Origin of the sequence: Pseudomonas lactucae, from assembly GCF_036688725.1 — a bacterium.
Lineage (GTDB): Bacteria > Pseudomonadota > Gammaproteobacteria > Pseudomonadales > Pseudomonadaceae > Aquipseudomonas > Aquipseudomonas lactucae.
Window position 1 is genome coordinate 237,359 of record NZ_JAQQPT010000001.1, and the last position, 23,079, is coordinate 260,437.

Sequence of the window (23,079 nt, forward strand, 5' to 3'; positions counted from 1 at the left end):
TGCTGGAGATGGCCGGTGAAAGCCCTCGACGAACTGACCTTCGACAACCGCTTCGCACGCCTGGGCGACGCGTTCTCAACCCACGTCCTGCCCGACCCCCTCGATGAGCCGCGCCTTGTCGTGGCGAGCGAGGCCGCCATGGCCCTGCTCGACCTCGACCCGGCGGTGGCTGAAACGCCGGTATTCGCCGAGCTGTTTGGCGGTCACAAACTGTGGGCCGAAGCCGAGCCGCGCGCGATGGTCTATTCCGGGCATCAATTCGGCGGCTACACCCCGCAACTCGGCGATGGCCGTGGGTTGCTGCTGGGCGAGGTGTATAACGAAGCCGGCGAACATTGGGACCTGCACCTCAAGGGCGCCGGGATGACCCCGTACTCGCGGATGGGCGATGGCCGCGCGGTGCTGCGCTCTTCGATTCGTGAATTCCTCGCCTCCGAAGCGCTGCATGCGCTGGGTATTCCCACCAGCCGCGCCTTGTGCGTGATCGGCTCCAGCACGCCGGTATGGCGCGAGAAACAGGAGCGCGGCGCGATGGTGTTGCGCCTGGCGCCCAGCCATATCCGCTTCGGACATTTCGAATATTTTTACTACACCAAGAAATCCGAACAGCAGGCCGAACTGGCCGAACACGTCTTGAACCTGCATTACCCCGAATGCCGCGAACAGCCCGAGCCGTATCTGGCGATGTTCCGCGAAATCGTCGAGCGCAACGCCGAACTGATCGCCAAGTGGCAGGCCTACGGTTTCTGCCATGGCGTGATGAACACCGACAACATGTCGATCCTCGGCATCACCTTCGACTACGGGCCGTATGCGTTTCTGGATGATTTCGACGCGCACTTCATCTGCAACCATTCGGATCACGAGGGGCGTTACTCCTTCAGCAACCAGGTGCCCATCGGCCAATGGAACCTCAGCGCGTTGGCCCAGGCGCTCACGCCGTTTATCAGCGTCGACGCCTTGAAGGAAGCCCTTGGCCTGTACCTGCCGTTCTACCAGGCCCACTACCTGGACCTGATGCGCCGCCGCCTGGGGCTGACCACGGCCGAAGAAGACGACCAGAAATTGGTGGAGCGCCTGCTCAAGCTGATGCAGAACAGTGGCGTGGATTACACGCTGTTCTTCCGCCGTTTGGGGGATGAATCGGCGGCGTTGGCCGTGGCACGGCTGCGCGATGACTTTGTCGATAGGGCCGGGTTTGATGCCTGGGCCGAGCAGTACAAGGAACGTGTCGCACGGGACGGGGAATACAGCGAAGTGCAGCGCCGTGAGCGGATGCACGCGGTCAACCCGTTGTACATCCTGCGCAACTACCTGGCACAGAACGCTATCACCGCTGCTGAGTCAGGCGATTACAGCGAAGTGCGGCGGTTGCATGAGGTCCTTTCCAAGCCGTTTGAGGAACAAGCGGGAATGGAGCAATACGCACAGCGGCCGCCGGATTGGGGCAAGCATTTGGAGATTAGTTGTTCGTCGTGACGGGAAATATCCAGAAATAAAAACCGGACGCGCCTGACATCATTGAACATCGCTTCGCCTTAAGGTCGCCTTGTTGCAACCACGCAACAAACCTTAAGCAGATATGAAATACGGAGGTGCGTCATGGGCGTCGATGTTCCGAACCTGGAATCGGTGTGCGATCACGCTACACCCGATAAATATTCCGCTGTTCGTCTACATATGGACCTGTCCTTTCCTCATCGCGAGCTGTCCCAAGTCAACCATTGGCTGGAGCAGCGCGCTTGGAAGGAACTTGAGCTGTTTTTGATCGAGCGATACCCACAGCACAGGGAAGTGATAACGCTATGGCTCGAAGGCAGCCAGGCCAGAGCTGAGGCTAACGAGCCAATCACTACTCTACGCGCAGTGAACACGTAGCAATGACACGGAGGGATTGGAGCATCACCCAGTGACAACAGCCCTTAAAGTAGTAATGGCCAGAACACTGATCAGCGCTGTTGTATTCGATGCTTTGGTCCCTCTTTCCCCGTTTATAGCCCAAGACCTGAATGTGTCGGCGGCTTACTTTCAAAGCATGCTCGCTCTTTGCCTCGCTGTTTTCGCCTTGAGTCAGTTGCTCTCAACGCCTTTAATCAACCGAGCAGGCGCCTCACTCAGTCTAGCCACCGGCTCAACACTGGTTGCGCTTTTATGCTTGGCGACGACTTTCACCGCAAGCCGCTCGATGCTTTCAATCGCCCTTATTGCAATGTTTGCGGCCAACGCCCTGGCAACTACAGCCTCGCGCTTATGGCTTCACCAGCACCTGGGTCAGACGAAATTTCAAAGTACGACGGCTTACCTGTACGTCGGCATCAGCGTACTTGCTGCGTTGGGTCCGCTGGTACTGATGCTTTCAGCCTCAGCCTGGGGTTGGAGAGGGGTAATGGGCACGCTGGCGGGAGGGCTTCTAGTTGTCAGCCTCTGGCTTTTCTTCCAGCGCACAGAAGAGCCCAGGAATCCACTCGGCTCAACTGCAGCTACCGCCCTTTGGAGGCAGTCGAGGTTCGTCAGCGCATTGCTGATGGGCATATTGATTCAAAGCGCCTTTACCCCGTTAAACCTCAGCAAGGCATTCATCCTTGACGGTGTATTTCAGTTATCTACATCGACCATTGGGGCGATCCTTTCAGCCTGGGCAGCGCTGGTTGCTTCGGCATTTTTTGCCGCAGGCAAAGCGGTCGCGTATTTTACCGAGGCGCAGCGTCTCAAAGTGGGCTTGCTCGTTCAGGGCCTAGGTGCCATAGGAATGGTTGCGGCATGGTTTCAATACGATTTGAGCCTGTACCTGTTTGCCGCTGCGTCGACCAGTTTCGCCTTTTGCATTCTGCTGCCGTTAACCATTGCCCGTGCACTAGACGTAGCACCTTCGCAGCAAGCTGGAGCCTCGGCTGTGTTTGGAAGCGTCACAGTCGCCACCGCTGGATTGACCACAGGGTTGGGCGCTCAGATGCATGCGTCATTATTTTTTATATTGATGCTTGTCCTGGGTGTATGCGCACTGGGGCTCCTACTGCTCAATTTTATTCACCCCGGTGTATCGAATTGTCCTTCGCAAGGAGCCGCACCATGAAATGTTCCGACATCCCGACAAAACTAATAAGCGACACCCGCTTGCGCCTCCTGGCGCCGGTGCTGGATAAAGCCGCTGACATGCACCGGCTGATCGTCTACTTCAGCCAGCCCCATACCGACTTTCTGGCGTGGGCCAACGGCAGCAACCGCTTGGAAGATGCCCGCGCCAATATGCAAACGGCTGTGGATAACTTCAAAACCGTTCAAGGTGGCGCAACGTTGCGGTTTTGAGTACGAGGCGGTGCTTTCCAATACACAGATCGATAACGCAGGGGTAGTGGACGACGCCTGTGTTTATTTATTCACAGGCGCCTCATCTAGATAAAGGTTTCCACTGACACTCCAAAGCGCTCAGCCAGCCAGTGAATCTGATGCAGGTTGAGTCGACGTTTACCGCTAAGGATTTCAGAAACAGCGGACTGCGGACCAACTCCCGGCAAATCGCTCTGGGTCAGACCGTGCTCTCGCATCATTGAACGCAACACATCGACACCACTGGCAACCGGCATCGGCCAGTGCTCATGATCGTAGCCTTCAATCCAGTCACCAATAATATCCACCAGCCCCATTAGTGGGTGAGCTTCGTCTTCGCCCACGATATCCAGTAATTTATCGAGTGCCGCGACCAAAGCGTCATAGTCGTGCTCAGTTCGAGGCCTGCTTAACAACGGAGAAACAAAGGGCCAGTATTCAATAGCCAGTTTTAGATCGTCGTTCATGCTTCATCCTTTTGATCTGATCTTGATAAATCTTGTTGTCGACTCCAGATTGAATCCATTGGCCACCCCCAGGAGCCCCGGATGTCCGAACCTCTTGTAATCCCCTGCCCTCACTGCAACGGCCTCAACCGCATCCCCGACGAACGTCTGGGTGACGCGCCCAAGTGCGGGCGTTGCAAGCAACCCGTGTTGCTGAACAAACCTTTTGAATTGAAACAAGGCGACTACGCCAGCCAGATCAAGGGCGACCTGCCGTTGCTGGTGGATGTGTGGGCCGACTGGTGCGGGCCGTGCAAGTCGTTTGCCCCAGTGTTTGAACAGGCGGCTGGGCAGCTTGCGGGCAAGTGCCGGCTGGCCAAGCTCGACAGTGAGGCCAACCAGCAGTTGTCGGGACAATTGGGGATTCGTTCGATCCCCAGTTTGATTCTGTTCAAGAATGGCCGCGAAGTGGCGCGCCAGAGCGGGGCGTTTCCGTTGCCGCAGTTGATGAGTTGGTTGCGTAGCCAGGGCGTGTAACCCGGACCCTGAGAACAGTGCTGGAGGGGGCTTGCTCCCGGCATAGGTGTATCAGTGACACATAAGTGCCTGACACTCTGCCATCGGGAGCAAGCTCCCTCCCACATTTTGACCGCGTTTTACCGTGGGGATAGCGGCGTTTCGCGGTCCATCATCTGGCCGACGAGCATGATGCCCAGCTCACTCAATTGGTGGATGGCCAAGGCCACATCGCGGTGTTCGCCGCTGAGGTCGTTGGACAGGTTGAGCAATAGGGTTCTCACGGAAGAGAAGGTTTCGTAGCTGTTGAGGATGAGGGTTTCGGTGGGGAGGTTGGGTGCAACGGTGAAAAGATTCGAATGAGCTTCAAACATGTTCTTTGTTCTCTGATAGGGCCTCGACCTTTTGCTACTAAACAAAGGGTGGCGGCTGTACGCAGGTTAGTAGACCGGAGAACAAAGCAAAGACCGGCGCACCCGCAAGTGCCCTGCGCACAGCCACCATCAAGCTGTGCACCTACTTTGTCTGAAGGGCTACTAAACCCGATCACTGAACATTCAGTGACCGGAGAACCTTAAGAGAAGCCCATCCAGACGCACAAGCCGGCCGATTCTGGCTTAGCTGTAGGCATTGAGACAAGGCACAGGGTCTATTGCCAGACCCTTCCTACAGCTTCTGTGGGACAAATCCATCTCCCCTCCCACAGGTTTTTGTGTCGTCGGCCAAATCAGCCGTTTTCCAGCAGGTTATGCAACTCCACAAACTGCTGCGTCAGCTTATGCCGTGGGTCCAGGTGGATCAGCGGCTTGCTCTCCTGGTGCGACTCGCGCATGCGCACCGAACTGGCCAGGTACACCGGCAACACCGGCAGGCCTTCGGCAATCAGTTCATCGAGTATCTGTTGCGGCAGGCTCGCACGGGCCTGGAACTGGTTGACCACGATGCCTTCCACTTCCAGGCCTTCGTTATGGTCGTCCTTCAACTCTTCGATTTCCGCCAGCAGGCCATACAGCGCCTGGCGCGAGAAACTGTCGCAATCAAAGGGGATCAACACGCGATCAGCGGCAATCAACGCCGAAACCGCATAAAAATTCAACGCTGGAGGCGTGTCCAGATAGATTCGGTCGTAATCCTCGCCCAGCTCATCGAGCAGCTTTCGCAGCTTGTTGATCTTGTGCTTGGCCTCAAGCTTGGGTTGCAGGTCAGCCAATTCCGCCGTGGCGGTAATCACATGCAGGTTATCGAACGGCGTTTCGTAGATATCCACCTTGTTCTTCTTCGAAAACGGCCCGGAAGACAGGGTTTGCTTGAAAAAATCCGCGATCCCCATGGGGATGTCGTCGCCGGTCAACCCGGTGAGGTACTGGGTAGAATTGGCTTGTGCATCGAGGTCCACCAACAGGGTTCGATAGCCTTCGCTGGCGCTGACCGCCGCCAGGTTGCAGGCGATGCTGGACTTGCCCACGCCGCCTTTCTGATTGAACACCACACGCCGCATGGAAAAACCTCCGTGTATCAATAATTGTCCGAGTGTAGAGGGCAAAAGCGCCTGTTAGCTACCTCGTTCATCGATGCATCGCTGCAATAAAGTCAGGTCACGTACAGGTGAACAGGAACGGTCCGACAATCCAACCCGACCTTGGGTAAAGGACAATCTGTAAATTCCTCCCACTATTTTGTAATCAGCCGTGAACAATTATTTACCAAAGTTTGCTAGAACCCCACGGCACCGGGATAATGCGCGCCATTCGGCGATTGCTCCCTGTCCCGGTATTCGGGGCCAAACGCTGCACATGGAAGCCCGCAGGGGCGGGATAACTTCTCAGTGATCAACTTCAACATCGCCCAATGGCGCGCCTGGGCCCCTGGCCTGGAGAGTGCGGACGACTGGCACGCCTGGTGCCAGGCCCCGGTGTCGCTGCCCGCCAGCGAAGCCTCGCCCGACGTGTCGTTCTTGCCAGCCATGCAGCGCCGCCGCCTGAGCCGTCTGGCGCGCATGGCCTTCAGCGTGGGCTGGCCGCTGGCCGAGGGCTTGGCGGATCTGCCGCTGGTGTTTATTTCCCGGCATGGCGAAACCCCGCGCACCCTCGACATCCTCAGCGATCTGGCCAACGACCAGCCGTTGTCGCCGACCCAGTTCAGCCTGTCGGTGCACAACGCGGTGATTGGCCTGTGGTCGATCCTGCGCAATGAAACCAGCGAAATGACTGCCCTCGCCGCCGCCGGCGACGGCCTGGAACACGGCGTGCTTGAGGCCGCGGCGCTGCTCAACGAAGGCGCGCCCGCGGTATTGCTGGTGATCACCGAAGAACAACCACCCGAAGCCTATGCCAACTGGATCGTCGATGTGCCCTTCCCCTACGCCCTTGGCCTGCTGCTGACATCAGGCGACGAGTGGCAACTGGAACTCACCCCCGGCACTGTCCAACCCACTCGAACCCAGTGGCCCCACGCCCTGAACCTGCTGCGCACCCTGCTCACCGAACAGGGCGCCTGCCAACATGCCTGGAAGAACCGCGTATGGAACTGGCAACGCAAGGCCTGACCGACAAACCACGGGACGCCTATTACTGGCGCCTGTTCGCCACCGCCGCCAGCTTCACGCTGTTCGGCTTCGGTGGGCTGTGCCTGCGTTTGCTGGTATTTCCATTACTCAGTTGCCTGCCGGGCAGCGCGGAAAAACATCAACGGCGTGTCCGCCACACCATCAGCAAACTGTTCTGGTTCTTTATCCGCATGATGTTTCGTGCCGGTGTGCTGACCTACAGCGTTGAAGGCGCGCAAAAGCTCGGTCGCCCCGGCCAGATGATCATCGCCAACCATCCATCGCTGATCGACGTCGTGTTCCTGATCGGCCTGATGCGCCAGACCAACTGCGTGGTCAAGCAGAGCCTGTTTCAAAACCCATTCATGCGTGGCCCGGTGCGCGACGCAGGCTACATCAGCAATGACGGCAGCGCGGACATGCTCGATGCCGCTGCAGACGCCCTGCGCGCGGGCCAGACCTTGATCATTTTCCCCGAAGGCACTCGCACCACACCCGGCGCGGCGCCTGCCTTTCATCGCGGTGGCGCCGCCATTGCACTGCGGGGTGCGACAATCATCACCCCCGTGGTGATCAAGGTCAGCCCCACCACGCTGACCAAGGCCGAACCCTGGTATCGCATCCCCAAACGCCGTTTTCACTTCAGTTTGCGCGTGGGTGCCGATATAGAACCACAGGCGTTCGCAACACTGGGGCCCGCGCCCCAGGCCTCACGCAAGCTCAACGATTACCTGCATGACTATTTTATTAAGGAGCTCGCCGAAGATGAGCGACCAACACAGCCTTGACCTTGAGCACAACATAAAGATGCTGATCATCGAGGCCCTGGGCCTGGAGGACATCAGCCCCGACGACATCGGCAGCGACCAAACCCTGTTCGGCGAAGGCCTGGGCCTGGATTCGGTAGACGCCCTGGAACTGGGCCTGGCAATCCAGAAAACGTACGGCATCAAGATCGATGCCGACGCCAAGGACACACGCAATCACTTCACCAACGTGGCCAGCCTTGCGGCGTTCGTCACGGCCAGACAGGCAGCTTGAGACCGGACCATGCAAACTCGTGACGATATTTTCAACACCCTGCGCGATGCCTTGGTGGAACTGTTTGAACTGCCCCAGGAGCGCGTCACCCTTGACGCCAACCTGTACCAGGACCTGGAAATCGACAGCATCGATGCCGTGGACCTGATCGACCATATCAAGCGCCAGACCGGCAAGAAAATCGCCGCCGAAGAGTTCAAGGCGGTGCGCACTGTGAACGACGTGGTTGAGGCGGTGTACCGTCTGGTCCAGCCCGCCGCATGAGCCGGCTGATCGGCCTTGGCCTGTTGTTGGCGGGGCTGTTGTACCCCTTTGCGGTGTATTACGGCACCGAACACTTTGCGCCATGGCAATTCGGCCTGTTGCTGGGCAGCCTGTGGCTGTTGCGCGCCTTCACCGGCGCACGCCGCCCCGGCAGCCGCTGGATGGCGTTGGCGGTGATCGTGTTCTGCCTGTTGCTGGCCTGGTTCGATAACCCGCATCTGCTGCGCTGGTACCCGAGCCTGGTCAGTGCGTTCATGTTGGCGCTGTTTGGGCTGAGCCTGAAATACGGCCCGCCGATGGTCGAACGCCTGGCCCGCATGACTGAACCGAACCTGCCTGCGAATGCGGTGGTGTATACGCGCCGGGTCACCGTGGTGTGGAGCGTATTTTTTCTGTGTAATGGCCTGCTCGCCGCCGCCCTGACCCTGTGGGCGCCGCTGAGCTGGTGGACGTTGTACAACGGCCTGATCGCCTACGGGCTGATGGGGCTGTTGTTTGCCGTGGAATGGCTGGTACGACAAAGGGTTCGAGGCCGCGTATGAATGGGTTGAAACTTGAGCACCTGCTGCTTGAGCCGCTGCAACAACGCAGGGTCACGACCGAGCCTGCGATGAATCACGCCCAGCTGTGGGAATATTCCCTGAGCCTGGCGGCCGGCCTGCAAGCGCGCGGCATTCAGCGCCTGGCGGTGTACCTGGAAGATGCCGGCAGCCTGGCGATCGCCCTGCTGGGGGCCTGGCGGGCCGGGGTCAGCGTGCTGCTGCCCGCCGATTTGCAAGCGCAAACCCGCCAACGCTGGGCCGATGCCGTCGACGCCTGGTTGACGGAAACGGCAGACCTGGAGGTGTTGTATCAAGCCCCCTTGAGCCCGGCCGCGCTCGACCTCGACACTTGCCAACTAAGCCTGTGTACGTCCGGCTCCAGCGGCGAACCCAAGCGCATCGACAAGACCCTGCGCCAGTTGGCCAACGAAGTTCAAGCCCTTGAGACGCTGTGGGGCGCCGACCTCAAGGATGCGTGCATCATCGGCAGTGTCGCCACCCAGCATATCTATGGTCTGCTGTTCCGCGTGCTGTGGCCGCTATGTGCCGGGCGCACCTTCGTGCGCAAGCAACTGGCCTTCCCCGAAGATTTGCAACGCGCCAGCCGCGAGCACGCGCAGTTCGCCTGGGTGGCGAGCCCGGCGCTGCTCAAGCGCATGGGCGACAACCTCGACTGGCCCGCGCTGAGCCAGGTGTCACGGGTGTTTTCCTCCGGTGGCGCGCTGCCGATCGAAGCGGCCGGCAGCTTGTATGATCGCTTGCACCAATGGCCGACGGAAATCCTCGGCAGCTCGGAAACTGGCGGTATCGCCTGGCGCCAAGGCGCGCAACCCTGGCAGCCGTTTGCCGATGTGCAACTGAGCCAGGATGCCGACGGCGCCCTGCGCATCGCTTCGCCCTACCTGCCCGCCGGGCATATCGAGCACACCGCCGATGCGGCGCGCATCCATGCCGATGGCCGCTTCGAACTGCTCGGCCGCCTGGATCGCATCGTCAAGCTGGAAGAAAAACGCATCTCCCTGCCCATGCTCGAACAGGCGCTGATGACTCACCCGTGGGTCGCTGAAACGCGCCTGGGCGTGGTGCAGGAAAACCGCGCCTCCCTCGGTGCGCTGGTGGTATTGAGCGCCGCAGGCCTGCATGCGCTGCGCAACCAGGGCCGGCGCAGCCTCACCCAGTCCCTGCGCCAGCACCTGAGCCAACATTGCGAAGCCCTGGCGCTGCCGCGTCGCTGGCGTCTGCTGCGCCAACTGCCGCTGAATGCCCAGGGCAAACTGCCCCAGGCCGATATCGAAGCCCTGTTGCTGGCACCACGGCCCAAGGCGCCGGAAGTGCTGGAGCAGGCCGAAACCGATGGCGAATGGACCTTGCAACTCAGCGTTCCGCCGGACCTGGCCTACTTCAGCGGGCACTTCCCGGTCACCCCGGTGCTGCCGGGCGTGGTGCAGGTGGAATGGGCGTTCAACCTGGGCCAGCAACTGCTTGATCTGCCCACGACCTTTGCCGGCATGGAAGTGCTCAAGTTCCAGCAACTGGTGCGCCCCGGCGACACCGTTGAACTGCACCTGCGCTTCGACCGCGAACGCGGCAAGTTGTATTTCGCCTACCGCAACGGCGTTGCCGCCTGCTCCAGTGGCCGGATCCAATTGGTGACCGCGCATGCATAAGCTCTTGTGGCGAGGGAGCTTGCTCCCGCTGGAGTGCGCAGCACTCCCAACCCAGGCACTGCATCTTCCCAAGAGTATTTCGGTCGCCTGCATGGGGGCTGCTGCGCAGCCCGGCGGGAGCAAGCTGCCTCGCCACAAGGTGAGCGGTAATCTTGAGAAGGTCCATCATGCATAACCCCTGCGCCCTGATCCCGGTCTACAACCACGAGGCCTCCGTGCCCGCCGTGGTCAGCAGCCTGTTGACCAGTGGCTTGCCGTGCCTGCTGGTGGACGACGGCAGCAGCCCGGCGTGCGCGGCGGTGTTGGCGCAACTGGCAACCCTGGATAACGTCACCCTGCTGACCCTGCCCCACAACCAAGGCAAGGGCGCCGCCGTAATGGCCGGTTTTCGCGAAGCGGCGCGCCTGGGCTACAGCCACGCCTTGCAAGTGGACGCCGACGGCCAGCATGACCTGCGCGAAGTCGAGACCTTTATCGACACCTCGCGCCGACACGCCGACGCGATCATCTGCGGCTATCCCGAATACGACGACAGCGTGCCCAAAGGCCGCCTGTACGCGCGCTACCTGACCCACGTGTGGGTGTGGATCAACACGCTTTCGCTGCAGATCCGCGACTCGATGTGCGGCTTTCGCGTGTACCCGCTGGTGCCGGTGCTGGCGCTGATGGACTCGGCCTACATCGGCACGCGCATGGACTTCGACTCGGACATTCTGGTACGCCTGGCCTGGCGCAATCAGCCGATGCGCTGGCTGCCGACGCAGGTGCACTACCCCGCCGACGGCCTGTCGCATTTCCGGCTGTTGCGCGACAACGTACGCATCTCGGCCATGCACACTCGGCTGTTCTTCGGCATGCTGATCCGCGCGCCGATGATCCTGTGGCGACGGTGGCAGGCATGAACGACAGCACCAAGCACTGGGCCGACCGCGAAGAACGCGGCAGCTACCTGCTGATGAAGCTCACCGCCGTGGCCGCCAAGGTCCTCGGCCGCCGGCTGCTGAGCCCGGTGCTGTATGGCATCGTGCTGTACTTTTTCCTGTTCGGCCGTGCCGCGCGCCAGAGCGCCTGGGACTACCAGCGGCGCCTGGCCGAGTGGAGCGGGCGCGACGAGCTGCGCCCGAACCAGCGCAAAGTCTTCGGCCAGTTCATGGCCTTCGCCGACACCCTGCTCGACAAGCTCGACGTATGGAACGGCAAGCTGCGCATCGAGCAGATCGAAATCAACGACCCGGCCAAATTGCGCGGGCAACTGCGTGGCGGGCGCGGGCAGATGCTGGTCGGCGCACACCTGGGCAATCTCGAAGTGTGTCGTGCGCTGGCGGAGATCGGCGAACAAGTGACCATGAATGTGTTGGTGCACACCAAGCATGCCGAACGGTTCAACCGCTTGCTCGGTGAAGCCGGCGCGACCCATTTACGCCTGATCCAGGTCAGCGAGCTGGACCCGGCCACCATGCTGCTGCTCAGCCAGCGCCTGGACGACGGCGAATGGCTGGCGATTGCCGGTGACCGCGTGCCGCTGCATGGCGGTCGCACGGTGCGCGTGGATTTCCTCGGGCATGCTGCGGCGTTCCCCCAAGGGCCGTGGCTGCTCGCCGGCCTGCTCAAATGCCCGGTGAACCTGCTGATGTGCCTCAAGCGGCAGGGCCGTTATCACCTGACCATCGAGCCGTTTGCCGAATCGATCGAATGGAAGCGCAGCACCCGCGAACAGGTGATCGCTCAGTGGACCGCGCGCTACGCCGCTCGCCTGGGCCAGTTCTGCCTGCAAGCGCCTCAACAATGGTTCAACTTTTACCCTTTCTGGAAGACCGATGACGACGCATCTTGAGCCGGTAACCTTTGGCGAACGCCCTCTGCGCATCGAAGACGTGCTGGCCCTGGCCAACCGTCAGGCGCCCACGCAGTTGCAGGGCGATGCCGCGTATCGCCAGCGCATTGCCAAGGGCGCGCAGTTCCTCGACTCACTGCTGGACAAGGAAGGCGTGATCTACGGCGTGACCACCGGCTACGGCGACTCGTGCGTGGTGGCGGTGCCGTTGCAGCACGTCGAAGCGTTGCCGCGTCACCTGTACACCTTCCACGGCTGCGGGTTGGGCAAGCTGCTCGATGCCCAAGCCACCCGCGCCGTGCTCGCCGCGCGGTTGCAGTCGCTGTGCCACGGCGTGTCCGGGGTGCGCGTGGAACTGCTGGAGCGTCTGCATGCCTTCCTTGAGCATGATGTACTGCCGCTGATCCCGGAAGAGGGCTCGGTGGGTGCCAGCGGTGATTTGACGCCGCTGTCCTACGTGGCCGCGACACTGTCCGGCGAGCGCGAAGTGATGTTCCGTGGCGAGCGCCGCCAGGCCGCGGATGTGCACCGTGAACTCGGCTGGACGCCGCTGGTATTGCGCCCCAAGGAAGCCCTCGCGCTGATGAATGGCACCGCCGTAATGACCGGCCTCGCCTGCCTGGCCTTCGCCCGCGCCGATTACCTGCTGCAACTGGCCACACGCATCACCGCGCTCAACGTGGTGGCGCTGCAAGGCAACCCGGAACATTTCGACGAACGCCTGTTCGCCGCCAAGCCGCACCCGGGGCAGATGCAAGTCGCCGCGTGGCTGCGCCAGGACCTGGCCATCGACGCGCCCACCGCGCCGCTGCACCGCTTGCAGGACCGCTACTCGCTGCGCTGCGCGCCCCACGTGCTCGGTGTGCTGGCTGACAGCCTGAACTGGCTGCGGTCCTTCATTGAGATCGAATTGAACAGCGCCAACGACAACCCGATCATCGACGCTGAAGAAGAGCGCGTGCTGCACGGCGGGCACTTCTACGGTGGGCATATCGCCTTTGCCATGGACAGCCTCAAGACCCTGGTGGCGAACGTCGCCGACCTGCTGGATCGCCAGCTCGCGCTGCTGGTGGACGTGCGCTACAACCACGGCCTGCCGAGCAACCTGTCGGGCGCCCCGGCCGACCGCGCAATGATCAACCACGGCTTCAAGGCCGTGCAGATCGGCACCAGTGCCTGGACTGCCGAAGCCCTTAAAAACACCATGCCGGCCAGCGTGTTCTCGCGCTCCACCGAGTGCCATAACCAGGACAAAGTCAGCATGGGCACCATCGCCGCCCGCGATGCGATCCGCGTGCTGGAGTTGACCGAGCAGGTCGCCGCCGCCACCTTGCTCGCCGCCAACCAGGGTGTGTGGCTACGCGCCCAGGCCGAGGACCCGCGCCCGTTACCGCCCGCACTGGCCGCAATGCACGCAGCACTGGCCAAGGATTTCCCACCGGTGATCGAAGACCGCGCCCTGGAAGGCGAACTGCGCCTGTGCCTGCAACGCATCGCCGACCAACACTGGAGGCTGCATGCGTAGCCAAGGCGTATTGCACAGCGACACCGAAATCCTCGTGCCGTTTTTTGATATCGACACCATGAACGTGGTGTGGCACGGGCATTACGTGAAATACCTGGAAGTGGCGCGCTGCGCGCTGCTGGACAAGATCGGCCACAACTACACGGCGATGCTCGAAGCCGGCTACGCCTGGCCGGTGATCGACATGCAACTGCGCTACGTGCGCGGCGCCACCTTCGGCCAGACGATCAACGTGCGCGCCAGTCTGGTGGAGTGGGAGAACCGCTTGAAGGTCAACTACCTGATTACGGACCTGGCCAGCGGCGAACGCTTGACACGCGCCAGCACCGTGCAAGTGGCGGTCGAGATCGCCAGCCGCGAGATGCAGTTGGCCTCGCCCAAAGTGTTCATCGATGCCGTCGAAAGGGCCTTGTCATGAAACTGATCACCTTCCTCGGCGCACTGCTGCTGTCACTTCAAGCCCAGGCCTTCGACCTGCAACAACTGAGCGACCAGTTAGCCAAACCCAGCGTCATCCACGGCAGCTTCACCCAGGAAAAACACCTGCGCGCGCTACCGCAGCCGCTGGTCAGCAAGGGCACCTTTGTCCTCGCCAAGGACCACGGCCTGCTGTGGTTGCTCAAGACCCCGTTGCAACAGGACTACCGCATCAGCGCCCAGGGTATCGCCCGCCGTGACGCCAACGGCTGGCAACTGCTGCCGAACAAGAGCGCCGGGGCCGAGCAGAATCGTTTGTTCCTCGCCGTGCTGCAGGGCGACAGCAGCGGCTTGCAGCGTGACTTCGAACTGCAACTGCAGGGCGAGGCCACGCAGTGGAAGCTCACGCTGATCCCGCGTTCGATGTTGCTCAAACAGGTGTTCAACCAGATCAATATCGACGGTGGCGCGCTGGTGCACAGTATCGAACTGCTGGAAACCCAGGGCGACAGCACCCTGTTGCGCATGCAGGACAGCACCGCCGAGCAACCGTTAAGTGAAGCGGAGCAACACGACTTTGCCCAGTGAGCGCTTGTTGCCGCGCCTGTTCCTGATCCTGCTGGTGGCGGTGCTGGCCCTGGCCGGCTGGCAATGGCGCCATGGCGCGCCGCTGTCGGCCAACCTGATGGAGCTGGTGCCGGGCAGCACGCCGGATGCCCTGGAGCTGCTGGCCGAACAGCGCATGCAGGAGCCGCTCAACCGCGAGATGCTGGTGCTGGTGGGGCACACCGACCGCCAGCAAGCGGTGGCCGTGGCGCAACAACTGGGTGAGCGCTGGCAGGCCAGTGGCGTGTTTGAAAAGGTGCAGTGGAACCTGCAGGCCGACCTGCCGGCACTGCGCGAACAATTGCTGCGCGGCCGCCTGGCAATGCTCTCGGCCAAGGACCGCGAGCAACTGATCGAACAGCCCGACGCGTTTATCCAGCAACGCGTACAGTCATTGTTCGACCCCTTCACCGGCTTCAGCCTGGTGCCGAGCCAGGAGGACTGGCTGGGCCTGACCGGGCGCATCCAGAACAGCCAGCCGCAACGCGGCGCGGTGCAGTTGGATATCGGCAGCGGTGCATTGATCGCCGATGCCGACGGCAAAAGCTGGGTGCTGTTGCGCGCGCGCACCACCGGCAATGCCTTCGATATGAAACTGCCGCTGCAGGTGGCGGATTTGCTTCAGGCCAGTCGCGAACAAGCCGGCCAGCAAGGCGCACAGCTGCTGGCGGCCAGCGGTTTGCTCTACGCGGCCAACGGTCAGCGGCAGGCGACCCGGGAAATGACCTGGGTCGGCGGCGGCGCGACCGTGGGCATCCTGGTATTGCTGCTGCTGGCGTTCCGCCGCTGGCGGGTGTTGCTGGCCTTCGTGCCGGTGCTGGTGGGCATGCTGTTTGGCGCGGTGGCCTGCGTGGCGCTGTTCGGCCATATGCATGTGATGACCCTGGTGCTGGGTTCCAGCCTGATCGGCGTGGCGGTGGATTACCCGCTGCACTACCTGTCGAAAAGCTGGAGCCTCAAGCCGTGGCGCAGTTGGCCGGCGTTGCGCCTGACCCTGCCGGGGCTGAGCCTGAGCCTGGCCACCAGTTGCATCGGTTACCTGGCGCTGGCCTGGACGCCGTTCCCGGCGCTGACACAAATCGCCGTGTTCTCCGCCGCCGGCCTGGCCGGTGCCTACCTGTGCGCCGTGTGCCTGTTGCCGGCGCTGCTCAAGGGTGTCGAACTGCGCCCGGCACAATGGCCGTTGCGTATCGCCGAATGCCTGTGGTTGCTGCGTGAGGCCTTACTCAAGCGCGTCCCCAGCCCGGTGTTGCTGGCGCTGGTGCTGCTGTTCTGCGCCGGTGGCCTGTGGCAGTTGAACAGCAAAAACGATATCCGCCAGTGGATCGGCGCACCGCCGCAATTGCTGCAAGAAGCCCAGGCCGTGGCGCGCATTACCGGGTTCCAGCCCACCAGCCAGTTCTTCCTGGTGCGCGCCGAGAACCCGCAACAGTTGCTGGAGCGCCAACGTGCCTTGGGCCAGCGCCTGGATCAATTGGTGAACATGGATAAGCTCCAGGGTTACCTGGCGCTCACTCAACTGGTCAACCTGCCGGCCGAGCAGCAACAGCTGCGCGATGCCCTGAACACACTCGCGCCGCATTGGCAGCCGTTGCTGGACCTCGGCGTACCGGCCAGCGCCCTGCAAGCCGAAGTCGCACATCTGCAAGCGTTGCCCACCGAAGACATCGACGCCGCGCTGGCAGGTCCGTTGGCCGAACCCTGGCGCACGCTGTGGCTCGGCCCGGTGGACGGCGGCGTGGCGGCAATGGTCAGCCTGCAAGGTTTGAACAACCCGGCGCTGCTGCGCGTGCAGGCGGTGGACTTGCCCGGCGTGCAGTTGGTCGATCGCCTCGGTGATTTGAACCGCGTCTTCGCCGCCACGCAGATCAGCGCCGCCGAATTGAAACTGATGTCGTGTGGGTTGATCGTGCTGCTGTTGATTCTGCCGTTTGGCTTCAGCGGCGCCTTGCGCATCGTTGCCCTGCCCTTGCTGGCCGCGCTGTGCAGCCTGGCGAGCCTGGGTTGGCTGGGCCAGCCGCTGACGTTGTTCAGCCTGTTCGGTTTACTGCTGGTCACGGCGATCAGCGTCGACTACGCGATCCTGATGCGTGAACAGATTGGCGGCGCTGCTGTCAGCCTGTTGGGGACGCTGCTGGCGGCGCTGACGACGTGGTTGTCGTTCGGCCTGCTGGCGGTGTCCACTACCCCGGCGGTGAGTAACTTCGGTTTATCGGTGAGCCTGGGCCTGGCGTTCAGCTTTATGCTGGCGCCCTGGGCCGGTCATCGCAAACACGCCTTATGAATCTGATTATCGCCCATGCGGCAAGGAGCCCTCGTGCCCATAGTTGAAATGGAACGCCGCCAGGTCGTGGTGATCGGTGCCGGTCCGTCCGGCGCCATCGCCGCCGCGCTGCTCAAGCGTAAAGGGCATGATGTATTGATCATCGAGCGCCAGCATTTCCCGCGCTTCTCGATCGGCGAAAGCCTGCTGTCCCACTGCATCGACTTTATCGAAGAAGCGGGCATGCTCGACGCTGTGCAGGCGGCGGGCTTCCAGGTAAAAACCGGCGCGGCGTTCGCCTGGGGCGAGCGTTACAACGCCTTTGATTTCAGCGACACCTTCAGTAACGGCAAGCCGACGACCTTCCAGGTGCAGCGCGGTGAGTTCGACAAGTTGCTGGCCGACCAGGCCGCGCTGCAAGGCGTGGAGATTCGCTACGGCCAGACCATCGTCGGCGTGGACCTCAAGGGCGAAACCCGCTACCTGCACGTGCGCCGTGAGAACGGCAGCGAGTACCACCTCAAGGCCAAGTTCGTGCTCGACGCCAGCGGTTACGGCCGCGTGCTGCCGCGCCTGCTGGACCTGGAAGCGCCGTCGAACTTCCCGGTACGCCAGGCGGTGTTCACCCACATTGAAGACCGCATCGAACACCCGGGCTTCGATCGCAGCAAGATTCTTGTCACCACTCACCCGACGAAGCGCGATATCTGGTTCTGGACCATCCCGTTCAGCAACGGCCGCTGCTCGGTGGGGGTGGTCGCGGCCAAGGAGCATTTCGACGGTCGTGACACCGACCTCGACGCCTGCCTGCGCGGTTTTATCGACGAAACCCCGAGCCTGGCCGGCGTGCTGCAAAATGCTGTGTGGGACACCCCGGCGCGCACCATCGGCGGCTACTCGGCCAACGTCAAAACCCTGCATGGCCCGGGCTTCGCGCTGCTGGGCAATGCGGCGGAATTCCTCGACCCGGTGTTCTCGTCCGGCGTGACCATCGCCATGCGTTCGGCGAGCATGGCCGCGGGCCTGCTGGACCGTCAGCTCAAAGGCGAAACCGTGGACTGGCAAACCGAGTTTGCCGAGCCGTTGAAACGCGGCGTCGACACCTTCCGCTGCTACGTCGAAGGCTGGTACGCGGGCACCTTCCAGGACGTGATTTTCCATATAGGCGGCTCGCCAGAGATCAAGACCATGATCAGCTCGATCCTCGCCGGCTACGCCTGGGACGAACGCAATCCGTTCGTCAGCGAGCCCAAGCGGCGGCTGCGGATGTTGTCGCAGATTTGTGCGAGTGAACCGGTATGACGTCCCGGTACCTGAGTAAAAACTACGTCGAAGAAACCCGATTCGGCTTCTGGTTCCTGCGCAGCCACACCTGGCAGCATCATGTGTTGCGCGTGGCGATCAACGACCTGCGCAGCCTGTTCAGCGAGCCCCTGCCAGACGCGCCGGCGCTGCTGGACGCCGGATGCGGCCAGGGCAAGTCCTTCAAGCTGCTGCAGCAGGTGTTCGCGCCTGGGCGCCTGATCGGCGTGGACGCCGACCCGCACAGCCTGGAGATGAGCCGGGAGGAAGCGACCCGCCAACACCTGGCCGTCGAGCTGATCGGCAGCGATTGCGCCACCTTGGACCTGCCCGATGCCAGCGTCGACATTGTGTTCTGTCACCAGACCTTCCACCACCTGGTCGAGCAGCACCGCGCATTGCAGGAGTTCTACCGGGTGCTCAAGCCCGGCGGCTACTTGCTGTTTGCCGAGTCCACCGAAGCCTATATCGACACCTGGGTGATTCGCTGGCTGTTCCGTCACCCCATGCATGTGCAGAAAAGCGCCGAAGCGTACCTGCAGATGCTTCGCGAGCAGGGCTTTGAGTTCGCCGCGCAGAACGTCTCATACCCGTATCTGTGGTGGAGCCGCGCCACCGATTTCGGCCTGCTCGAGCGCTGGGGCCTGCGTCAGCCAAAACCGGTGGGCCAGCGTGAGGAAACCCTGGTCAACTGCGTAGCGCGCAAACCCCTGCGGAGCGCCGCACCATGACTCGCGGGTTGCTGCTCGGTTGCCTGTTGCTGCTGAGCGCCTGCGCCAGCCAGCCGCCTCTGCCGCAAAGAACACCGGCCCTGGCCTTGCCGATGCAATTGCATGTGCAGCGCCTGGCGGACGGCCAGAGCCAGGACTGGCTGCTGGTGATCCAGCGCGAAGATGGCGCGGTCCGCTGGTCGATGATGGACCCGTTGGGCATCCCCCAGGCCCGGCAGAAGCTGGTCGATGGCCAGTGGCAAGCAGACGGTTTGCTGCCGCCCAACCCCCAGGCACGCGAGCTGTTCGCCGCGCTGCTGTTTGCCCTGACCTCGGCGGATGAGGTACGCGCGCTTTACCCCAGCGCCCAGGCGATGGACCTGACGCGTACGTTGCCGGGCCATTGGCAGATCGTTTACCAATCCTCAGAAGTGTTCAGCGTGAACATGACCGGGCAGCCCTTGCGTTATCGCATTACACCGCTTGGGGCCAGCCGATGACCGCGTACCTCAATGCCCTTGGGGTGATCTGCGCACTCGGCCGTGGCCAGGCGGATGTCAGCCGCAGCCTGTTTGCCGGCGATTGCTCGGGCATGCGCGCCGAAAGTGGCTGGGTGCCGGAGCGCGTACTGCCGGTGGCCGGCGTGCACGGCAAACTGGCGACCATCCCGCCGGAGCTTGGCCAGCAGAGCAGCCGCAATAACCAGTTGCTGCTGGAGGCTGCGCTGCAGATCGAGGGCCAGATTCGCCAGGCCATCCACACCTACGGTGCCTCGCGGGTCGGCGTCGTATTGGGCACCAGCACCTCGGGCATCGACGAAGCCAGTCGCGGCATCGCCCAGTACCTGCGGGAACAGCGGTTCCCTGGCGGCTACGATTACCAGCAACAGGAACTCAGCGCCCCGGCGAACTTCCTCGCCGACTGGCTGCAACTGAGCGGTCCGGCCTATGTGATCTCCACCGCCTGCACCTCCAGCGCCCGTGCCTTGATGAGCGCCCAGCGCCTGCTCGACCTGGGCGTGTGCGACGCGGTGATCTGCGGCGGCGTCGACAGCCTGTGCAAGCTCACGCTGAACGGGTTTACCGCACTGGATGCGGTCTCTAACACGCGCTGCAATCCATTTTCGGCGAACCGCGATGGCATCAATATCGGCGAAGCGGCGGTCCTGTTTCTGATGAGCCGCGAGCCGGCGCCCGTGGCCTTGCTGGGCGGTGGCGCCAGCTGTGACGCTCACCATATTTCCGCGCCCGAGCCCACCGGCAAGGGCGCGTTGCAGGCGATGCGCAAGGCCTTGGCCTGCGCGAACCGGGTGCCTGGGCAGATCGGCTACCTGAACCTGCACGGTACCGCCACCCAGCACAACGACGCCATGGAAAGCCTGGCCGTCGCCAGCCTGTTCCCCGACGGCGTGGCCTGCTCATCGACCAAACCCATGAGCGGCCATACCCTGGGCGCGGCCGGTGCCTTGGAGGCGGCGTTCTGCTGGCTGAGCCTGGCCCACGGCCGGGTGCCGCCCCACGTGTGGGACGGCGAGCCCGACCCCGCGCTGCCCGCCTTGCACTGGGCGCGCCTGGGCGACACCCTGGAAAAACCCTGCCTGATGAGCAACTCGTTTGCCTTCGGCGGCAATAATGTCAGCCTGATTATCGGAGAGGCCCCATGATCGATTGGCCACTCGCCGAACTGCTGCCCCATGCGGGCGACATGATCCTGATCGACCAGGTGCTGTCGTTCGATGAAGAGCAGATCCGCACCCGCACCACCATCAAGCCCGGCGGCCTGTTCAACGCCGCCGACGGCAGCCTGCCGGCATGGGTCGGCATCGAGTTGATGGCGCAAAGTGTCGCCGCCTACGCCGGTTGCCATGCGCGCCGCAAAGGCGAAGCCGTGGCACTGGGCTTCCTGCTGGGCACCCGCAAGTTCGAGTGCAACGTGGCGCACTTTCCCGCCGGCGCCGAGCTGACCATCCACGGCCTGCGCTCCCTGGAAGACGACAACGGCATGGGTGTGTTCGAATGCCACCTCACCGGCAGCGGTATCCAGGCCAGTGCGCGCTTGAACGTATTTCGACCGCCCCAGGCGGCCAACTATTTAGCTGAATCGAAGGACCAAACGTCATGACTGAATCCGTACTGGTCACCGGCTCCAGCCGTGGCATCGGCCGCGCCATCGCACTGCGCCTGGCCCAGGCCGGGCATGACATCGTGCTGCACTGCCGCAGTGGGCGCGCCGAAGCCGACGCGGTACAGGTCGAAATCGAGGCCCTGGGACGCCAGGCGCGGGTGCTGCAATTCGACGTGGCGGATCGCGCCCTTTGCAGAGAAATCCTTGAGGCTGATGTGGAGCAACATGGCGCCTACTACGGCGTAGTGCTCAACGCCGGCCTGACCCGCGACGGCGCGTTCCCGGCCTTGTCGGACGACGATTGGGACGTGGTGATGCGCACCAACCTGGACGGTTTCTACAACGTACTGCACCCGGTGATGATGCCGATGATTCGGCGTCGTGCCGCAGGGCGTATCGTGTGCATCACGTCGGTTTCCGGGCTGATCGGCAACCGTGGCCAGGTCAACTACAGCGCCTCCAAAGCCGGCCTGATCGGCGCCGCCAAGGCCCTGGCCATCGAACTGGGCAAGCGCAAGATCACCGTCAACTGCGTAGCACCCGGCTTGATCGATACCGCGATGCTGGATGAAAACGTACCGGTGGAAGAACTGATGAAGATGATCCCGGCGCAGCGCATGGGCACCCCGGAAGAAGTCGCCGGTGCGGTGAATTTCCTGATGTCGGCCGAAGCCGGCTATATCACTCGCCAGGTGTTGGCGGTGAATGGGGGCCTGTGCTGATGAAGCGCGTAGTCGTCACCGGCATGGCCGGCATCACCTCCCTGGGCGGCGATTGGGCCACCATCTCGGCCAACTTTCGCGCCAACCGCAGCGGCATTCGGCGCATGGACGAGTGGGATCGGTTTACCGAACTGAACACGCGCCTGGCCGGGCCGATCGATGATTTCGTGGTGCCGGCGCACTGGACGCGCAAGCAACTGCGCAGCATGGGCCGTGTCTCGCGCCTGGCGGTGTGGGCGGCGGAGCGGGCGTTGCAGGACGCCGGCTTGCTCGGTGACGAGTCGATCAAGGACGGGCGCATGGGCGTGGCCTGTGGTTCGTCCACCGGCAGCACCGACGAGATCAAGGCCTTCGGCAATATGTTGCTCAACTCGGTGGCCGAGGGGCTCAACGCCAACTCGTATGTGCGCATGATGCCGCACACCACGGCGGCGAATATCAGCATCTTTTTTGGCCTGACCGGACGTTTGATCCCCACCTCCAGCGCCTGCACCAGCGGCAGCCAGGGCATCGGTTACGCCTACGAGGCGATCAAGTTCGGCCGCCTGCCGCTGATGCTCGCCGGTGGCGCCGAGGAACTGTGCCCCACCGAAGCCATGGTGTTCGACGCGCTCTACGCCACCAGCCTGAAAAACGACGCACCGCAGACCAGCCCACGCCCCTACGACAGCGGCCGCGATGGCCTGGTGATCGGCGAAGGCGGCGGCATGCTGGTGCTGGAAGAGTTGGAGCATGCCCTGGCCCGTGGTGCGCATATCCACGCAGAGCTTGTCGGCTTCGGCAGCAACGCCGATGGCCAACACACCACCCGTCCGGAACAGAAAACCATGCGCCGCGCCATGGAGCTGGCCCTCGAAGATGCCGGGCTTGAGCCGTCCGCCATCGGCTACGTGAATGGCCACGGCACCGCCACCGACCAGGGCGACATCGCCGAAACCCTGGCCACCAGCAGTCTGTTCGGCCCCCATATGCCGATCAGCTCGCAAAAAAGTTTCCTCGGCCACACCCTGGGCGCATGCGGGGCGTTGGAGTCGTGGTTCAGCATCGAGATGATGAACCGCGACCAGTACGTGCACACCTTCAACCTGGATTCAGTCGACCCGCAATGCGGTGAGCTGGATTACCTGCAAGGTGGGTTTCGCCAGATGCACCACGATTACGTGATGAACAACAACTTTGCCTTTGGCGGCGTCAACACCTCGTTGATTTTCCGCCGCTGGTCCTGACT

At 62.5% G+C, this 23,079-nt stretch carries 27 protein-coding genes; 24 read left to right on the forward strand and 3 right to left on the reverse strand.

Going from position 1 to position 23,079, the window contains the following annotated elements; translation table 11 throughout:
* The first annotated feature begins 15 nt into the window (after positions 1 to 15).
* The 4 genes from selO to V6M90_RS01030 all read left to right on the forward strand — a co-directional run bounded on the left by selO (position 16) and on the right by V6M90_RS01030 (position 3,306).
* Positions 16 to 1,479, forward strand: a complete 1,464-nt coding sequence (selO, locus tag V6M90_RS01015; protein ID WP_332845959.1) for a protein adenylyltransferase SelO — start codon at positions 16 to 18, stop codon at positions 1,477 to 1,479.
* A gap of 123 nt (positions 1,480 to 1,602) precedes the next feature.
* Positions 1,603 to 1,878, forward strand: a complete 276-nt coding sequence (locus tag V6M90_RS01020) for a hypothetical protein (RefSeq protein WP_141063058.1) — start codon at positions 1,603 to 1,605, stop codon at positions 1,876 to 1,878.
* 31 nt (positions 1,879 to 1,909) lie between these two features.
* Positions 1,910 to 3,073: an MFS transporter gene (locus V6M90_RS01025; RefSeq protein WP_332845960.1), complete on the forward strand. Its 1,164-nt coding sequence runs from the start codon at positions 1,910 to 1,912 to the stop codon at positions 3,071 to 3,073.
* Positions 3,070 to 3,306 carry a hypothetical protein gene (locus tag V6M90_RS01030; protein WP_305428306.1) on the forward strand — a complete coding sequence of 79 codons (237 nt, stop codon included), beginning with the start codon at positions 3,070 to 3,072 and terminating at the stop codon, positions 3,304 to 3,306. Before V6M90_RS01025 ends, V6M90_RS01030 begins: the two co-directional genes overlap by 4 nt.
* 86 nt (positions 3,307 to 3,392) lie before the next feature.
* Here the strand turns inward: V6M90_RS01030 and V6M90_RS01035 are convergent, their stop codons facing one another.
* A complete protein-coding gene (locus tag V6M90_RS01035) occupies positions 3,393 to 3,794 on the reverse strand; it encodes a helix-turn-helix domain-containing protein (RefSeq protein WP_332845961.1) in 402 nt (133 codons plus the stop codon).
* Positions 3,795 to 3,875: 81 nt separating this feature from the next.
* Here V6M90_RS01035 and trxC point away from each other — a divergent pair, with 81 nt between their 5' ends.
* Positions 3,876 to 4,310 carry a thioredoxin TrxC gene (gene trxC / locus V6M90_RS01040; RefSeq protein ID WP_003171258.1) on the forward strand — a complete coding sequence of 145 codons (435 nt, stop codon included), beginning with the start codon at positions 3,876 to 3,878 and terminating at the stop codon, positions 4,308 to 4,310.
* 119 nt (positions 4,311 to 4,429) lie between these two features.
* On the opposite strand, the gene V6M90_RS01045 is transcribed toward trxC, so the two are convergent.
* Together V6M90_RS01045 and V6M90_RS01050 are read right to left on the reverse strand one after the other, a co-directional pair.
* Entirely contained in the window at positions 4,430 to 4,663 is a 234-nt protein-coding gene (locus V6M90_RS01045; RefSeq protein WP_332845962.1) for a DUF6124 family protein, read from the reverse strand.
* A gap of 353 nt (positions 4,664 to 5,016) precedes the next feature.
* Positions 5,017 to 5,787 (reverse strand): ParA family protein, encoded by a 771-nt coding sequence (locus tag V6M90_RS01050; protein WP_003171256.1) that lies wholly within the window; start codon positions 5,785 to 5,787, stop codon positions 5,017 to 5,019.
* 327 nt (positions 5,788 to 6,114) lie between these two features.
* Here V6M90_RS01050 and V6M90_RS01055 point away from each other — a divergent pair, with 327 nt between their 5' ends.
* The 19 genes from V6M90_RS01055 (at position 6,115) to V6M90_RS01145 (ending at position 23,077) form a co-directional block, all read left to right on the forward strand.
* Entirely contained in the window at positions 6,115 to 6,834 is a 720-nt protein-coding gene (locus V6M90_RS01055; RefSeq protein WP_003171255.1) for a beta-ketoacyl synthase chain length factor, read from the forward strand.
* Complete coding sequence (locus V6M90_RS01060) at positions 6,810 to 7,622, forward strand: lysophospholipid acyltransferase family protein (RefSeq protein WP_003171254.1); 813 nt, start codon at positions 6,810 to 6,812, stop codon at positions 7,620 to 7,622. Before V6M90_RS01055 ends, V6M90_RS01060 begins: the two co-directional genes overlap by 25 nt.
* A complete protein-coding gene (locus V6M90_RS01065) occupies positions 7,600 to 7,875 on the forward strand; it encodes a phosphopantetheine-binding protein (RefSeq protein WP_141063061.1) in 276 nt (91 codons plus the stop codon). Before V6M90_RS01060 ends, V6M90_RS01065 begins: the two co-directional genes overlap by 23 nt.
* A gap of 9 nt (positions 7,876 to 7,884) precedes the next feature.
* Positions 7,885 to 8,139, forward strand: coding sequence for an acyl carrier protein (locus V6M90_RS01070; RefSeq protein ID WP_003171252.1), 255 nt, complete (start codon positions 7,885 to 7,887; stop codon positions 8,137 to 8,139).
* A complete protein-coding gene (locus tag V6M90_RS01075; RefSeq protein WP_003171251.1) occupies positions 8,136 to 8,681 on the forward strand; it encodes a COG4648 family protein in 546 nt (181 codons plus the stop codon). Before V6M90_RS01070 ends, V6M90_RS01075 begins: the two co-directional genes overlap by 4 nt.
* Positions 8,678 to 10,348, forward strand: coding sequence for an acyl-CoA synthetase family protein (locus V6M90_RS01080; RefSeq protein WP_003171250.1), 1,671 nt, complete (start codon positions 8,678 to 8,680; stop codon positions 10,346 to 10,348). The genes V6M90_RS01075 and V6M90_RS01080 overlap by 4 nt, the downstream gene beginning before the upstream one ends.
* Before the next feature lie 167 nt (positions 10,349 to 10,515).
* Positions 10,516 to 11,250, forward strand: a complete 735-nt coding sequence (locus V6M90_RS01085) for a glycosyltransferase family 2 protein (RefSeq protein WP_332845963.1) — start codon at positions 10,516 to 10,518, stop codon at positions 11,248 to 11,250.
* Positions 11,247 to 12,182 carry an LpxL/LpxP family acyltransferase gene (locus V6M90_RS01090; protein WP_305428302.1) on the forward strand — a complete coding sequence of 312 codons (936 nt, stop codon included), beginning with the start codon at positions 11,247 to 11,249 and terminating at the stop codon, positions 12,180 to 12,182. The genes V6M90_RS01085 and V6M90_RS01090 overlap by 4 nt, the downstream gene beginning before the upstream one ends.
* Positions 12,166 to 13,707: an HAL/PAL/TAL family ammonia-lyase gene (locus tag V6M90_RS01095; protein WP_332845964.1), complete on the forward strand. Its 1,542-nt coding sequence runs from the start codon at positions 12,166 to 12,168 to the stop codon at positions 13,705 to 13,707. The genes V6M90_RS01090 and V6M90_RS01095 overlap by 17 nt, the downstream gene beginning before the upstream one ends.
* Positions 13,700 to 14,125 (forward strand): acyl-CoA thioesterase, encoded by a 426-nt coding sequence (locus tag V6M90_RS01100; protein ID WP_003171244.1) that lies wholly within the window; start codon positions 13,700 to 13,702, stop codon positions 14,123 to 14,125. The genes V6M90_RS01095 and V6M90_RS01100 overlap by 8 nt, the downstream gene beginning before the upstream one ends.
* On the forward strand, positions 14,122 to 14,712 hold the full coding sequence (locus V6M90_RS01105) for an outer membrane lipoprotein carrier protein LolA (RefSeq protein ID WP_003171243.1): 591 nt from the start codon (positions 14,122 to 14,124) through the stop codon (positions 14,710 to 14,712). The genes V6M90_RS01100 and V6M90_RS01105 overlap by 4 nt, the downstream gene beginning before the upstream one ends.
* Complete coding sequence (locus V6M90_RS01110) at positions 14,702 to 17,014, forward strand: MMPL family transporter (RefSeq protein WP_042944071.1); 2,313 nt, start codon at positions 14,702 to 14,704, stop codon at positions 17,012 to 17,014. Before V6M90_RS01105 ends, V6M90_RS01110 begins: the two co-directional genes overlap by 11 nt.
* 33 nt (positions 17,015 to 17,047) lie before the next feature.
* Positions 17,048 to 18,295: an NAD(P)/FAD-dependent oxidoreductase gene (locus tag V6M90_RS01115; protein WP_078823001.1), complete on the forward strand. Its 1,248-nt coding sequence runs from the start codon at positions 17,048 to 17,050 to the stop codon at positions 18,293 to 18,295.
* Positions 18,292 to 19,026, forward strand: a complete 735-nt coding sequence (locus V6M90_RS01120) for a class I SAM-dependent methyltransferase (protein WP_332845965.1) — start codon at positions 18,292 to 18,294, stop codon at positions 19,024 to 19,026. The genes V6M90_RS01115 and V6M90_RS01120 overlap by 4 nt, the downstream gene beginning before the upstream one ends.
* Positions 19,023 to 19,505, forward strand: coding sequence for a hypothetical protein (locus V6M90_RS01125; RefSeq protein ID WP_003171239.1), 483 nt, complete (start codon positions 19,023 to 19,025; stop codon positions 19,503 to 19,505). Before V6M90_RS01120 ends, V6M90_RS01125 begins: the two co-directional genes overlap by 4 nt.
* Positions 19,502 to 20,668: a beta-ketoacyl-[acyl-carrier-protein] synthase family protein gene (locus tag V6M90_RS01130; RefSeq protein ID WP_003171238.1), complete on the forward strand. Its 1,167-nt coding sequence runs from the start codon at positions 19,502 to 19,504 to the stop codon at positions 20,666 to 20,668. Before V6M90_RS01125 ends, V6M90_RS01130 begins: the two co-directional genes overlap by 4 nt.
* Positions 20,665 to 21,126, forward strand: a complete 462-nt coding sequence (locus tag V6M90_RS01135; protein ID WP_003171237.1) for an ApeP family dehydratase — start codon at positions 20,665 to 20,667, stop codon at positions 21,124 to 21,126. Before V6M90_RS01130 ends, V6M90_RS01135 begins: the two co-directional genes overlap by 4 nt.
* Entirely contained in the window at positions 21,123 to 21,851 is a 729-nt protein-coding gene (locus tag V6M90_RS01140) for a 3-ketoacyl-ACP reductase FabG2 (protein ID WP_003171236.1), read from the forward strand. Before V6M90_RS01135 ends, V6M90_RS01140 begins: the two co-directional genes overlap by 4 nt.
* Positions 21,851 to 23,077 (forward strand): beta-ketoacyl-ACP synthase, encoded by a 1,227-nt coding sequence (locus V6M90_RS01145; protein ID WP_141063065.1) that lies wholly within the window; start codon positions 21,851 to 21,853, stop codon positions 23,075 to 23,077. Before V6M90_RS01140 ends, V6M90_RS01145 begins: the two co-directional genes overlap by 1 nt.
* Positions 23,078 to 23,079 lie beyond the last annotated feature (2 nt).

What these genes read in the sequence shown, in the direction of transcription:
- V6M90_RS01020 (WP_141063058.1), top strand. Translation starts at nt 1,603, where the DNA reads ATGGGCGTCGATGTTCCGAACCTGGAATCGGTGTGCGATCACGCTACA.
- V6M90_RS01030 (WP_305428306.1), top strand. Translation starts at nt 3,070, where the DNA reads ATGAAATGTTCCGACATCCCGACAAAACTAATAAGCGACACCCGCTTG.
- V6M90_RS01035 (WP_332845961.1), bottom strand. Translation starts at nt 3,794, where the DNA reads ATGAACGACGATCTAAAACTGGCTATTGAATACTGGCCCTTTGTTTCT.
- trxC (WP_003171258.1), top strand. Translation starts at nt 3,876, where the DNA reads ATGTCCGAACCTCTTGTAATCCCCTGCCCTCACTGCAACGGCCTCAAC.
- V6M90_RS01045 (WP_332845962.1), bottom strand. Translation starts at nt 4,663, where the DNA reads ATGTTTGAAGCTCATTCGAATCTTTTCACCGTTGCACCCAACCTCCCC.
- V6M90_RS01050 (WP_003171256.1), bottom strand. Translation starts at nt 5,787, where the DNA reads ATGCGGCGTGTGGTGTTCAATCAGAAAGGCGGCGTGGGCAAGTCCAGC.
- V6M90_RS01060 (WP_003171254.1), top strand. Translation starts at nt 6,810, where the DNA reads ATGGAACTGGCAACGCAAGGCCTGACCGACAAACCACGGGACGCCTAT.
- V6M90_RS01065 (WP_141063061.1), top strand. Translation starts at nt 7,600, where the DNA reads ATGAGCGACCAACACAGCCTTGACCTTGAGCACAACATAAAGATGCTG.
- V6M90_RS01070 (WP_003171252.1), top strand. Translation starts at nt 7,885, where the DNA reads ATGCAAACTCGTGACGATATTTTCAACACCCTGCGCGATGCCTTGGTG.
- V6M90_RS01075 (WP_003171251.1), top strand. Translation starts at nt 8,136, where the DNA reads ATGAGCCGGCTGATCGGCCTTGGCCTGTTGTTGGCGGGGCTGTTGTAC.
- V6M90_RS01080 (WP_003171250.1), top strand. Translation starts at nt 8,678, where the DNA reads ATGAATGGGTTGAAACTTGAGCACCTGCTGCTTGAGCCGCTGCAACAA.
- V6M90_RS01085 (WP_332845963.1), top strand. Translation starts at nt 10,516, where the DNA reads ATGCATAACCCCTGCGCCCTGATCCCGGTCTACAACCACGAGGCCTCC.
- V6M90_RS01090 (WP_305428302.1), top strand. Translation starts at nt 11,247, where the DNA reads ATGAACGACAGCACCAAGCACTGGGCCGACCGCGAAGAACGCGGCAGC.
- V6M90_RS01095 (WP_332845964.1), top strand. Translation starts at nt 12,166, where the DNA reads ATGACGACGCATCTTGAGCCGGTAACCTTTGGCGAACGCCCTCTGCGC.
- V6M90_RS01100 (WP_003171244.1), top strand. Translation starts at nt 13,700, where the DNA reads ATGCGTAGCCAAGGCGTATTGCACAGCGACACCGAAATCCTCGTGCCG.
- V6M90_RS01105 (WP_003171243.1), top strand. Translation starts at nt 14,122, where the DNA reads ATGAAACTGATCACCTTCCTCGGCGCACTGCTGCTGTCACTTCAAGCC.
- V6M90_RS01120 (WP_332845965.1), top strand. Translation starts at nt 18,292, where the DNA reads ATGACGTCCCGGTACCTGAGTAAAAACTACGTCGAAGAAACCCGATTC.
- V6M90_RS01125 (WP_003171239.1), top strand. Translation starts at nt 19,023, where the DNA reads ATGACTCGCGGGTTGCTGCTCGGTTGCCTGTTGCTGCTGAGCGCCTGC.
- V6M90_RS01130 (WP_003171238.1), top strand. Translation starts at nt 19,502, where the DNA reads ATGACCGCGTACCTCAATGCCCTTGGGGTGATCTGCGCACTCGGCCGT.
- V6M90_RS01135 (WP_003171237.1), top strand. Translation starts at nt 20,665, where the DNA reads ATGATCGATTGGCCACTCGCCGAACTGCTGCCCCATGCGGGCGACATG.
- V6M90_RS01140 (WP_003171236.1), top strand. Translation starts at nt 21,123, where the DNA reads ATGACTGAATCCGTACTGGTCACCGGCTCCAGCCGTGGCATCGGCCGC.
- V6M90_RS01145 (WP_141063065.1), top strand. Translation starts at nt 21,851, where the DNA reads ATGAAGCGCGTAGTCGTCACCGGCATGGCCGGCATCACCTCCCTGGGC.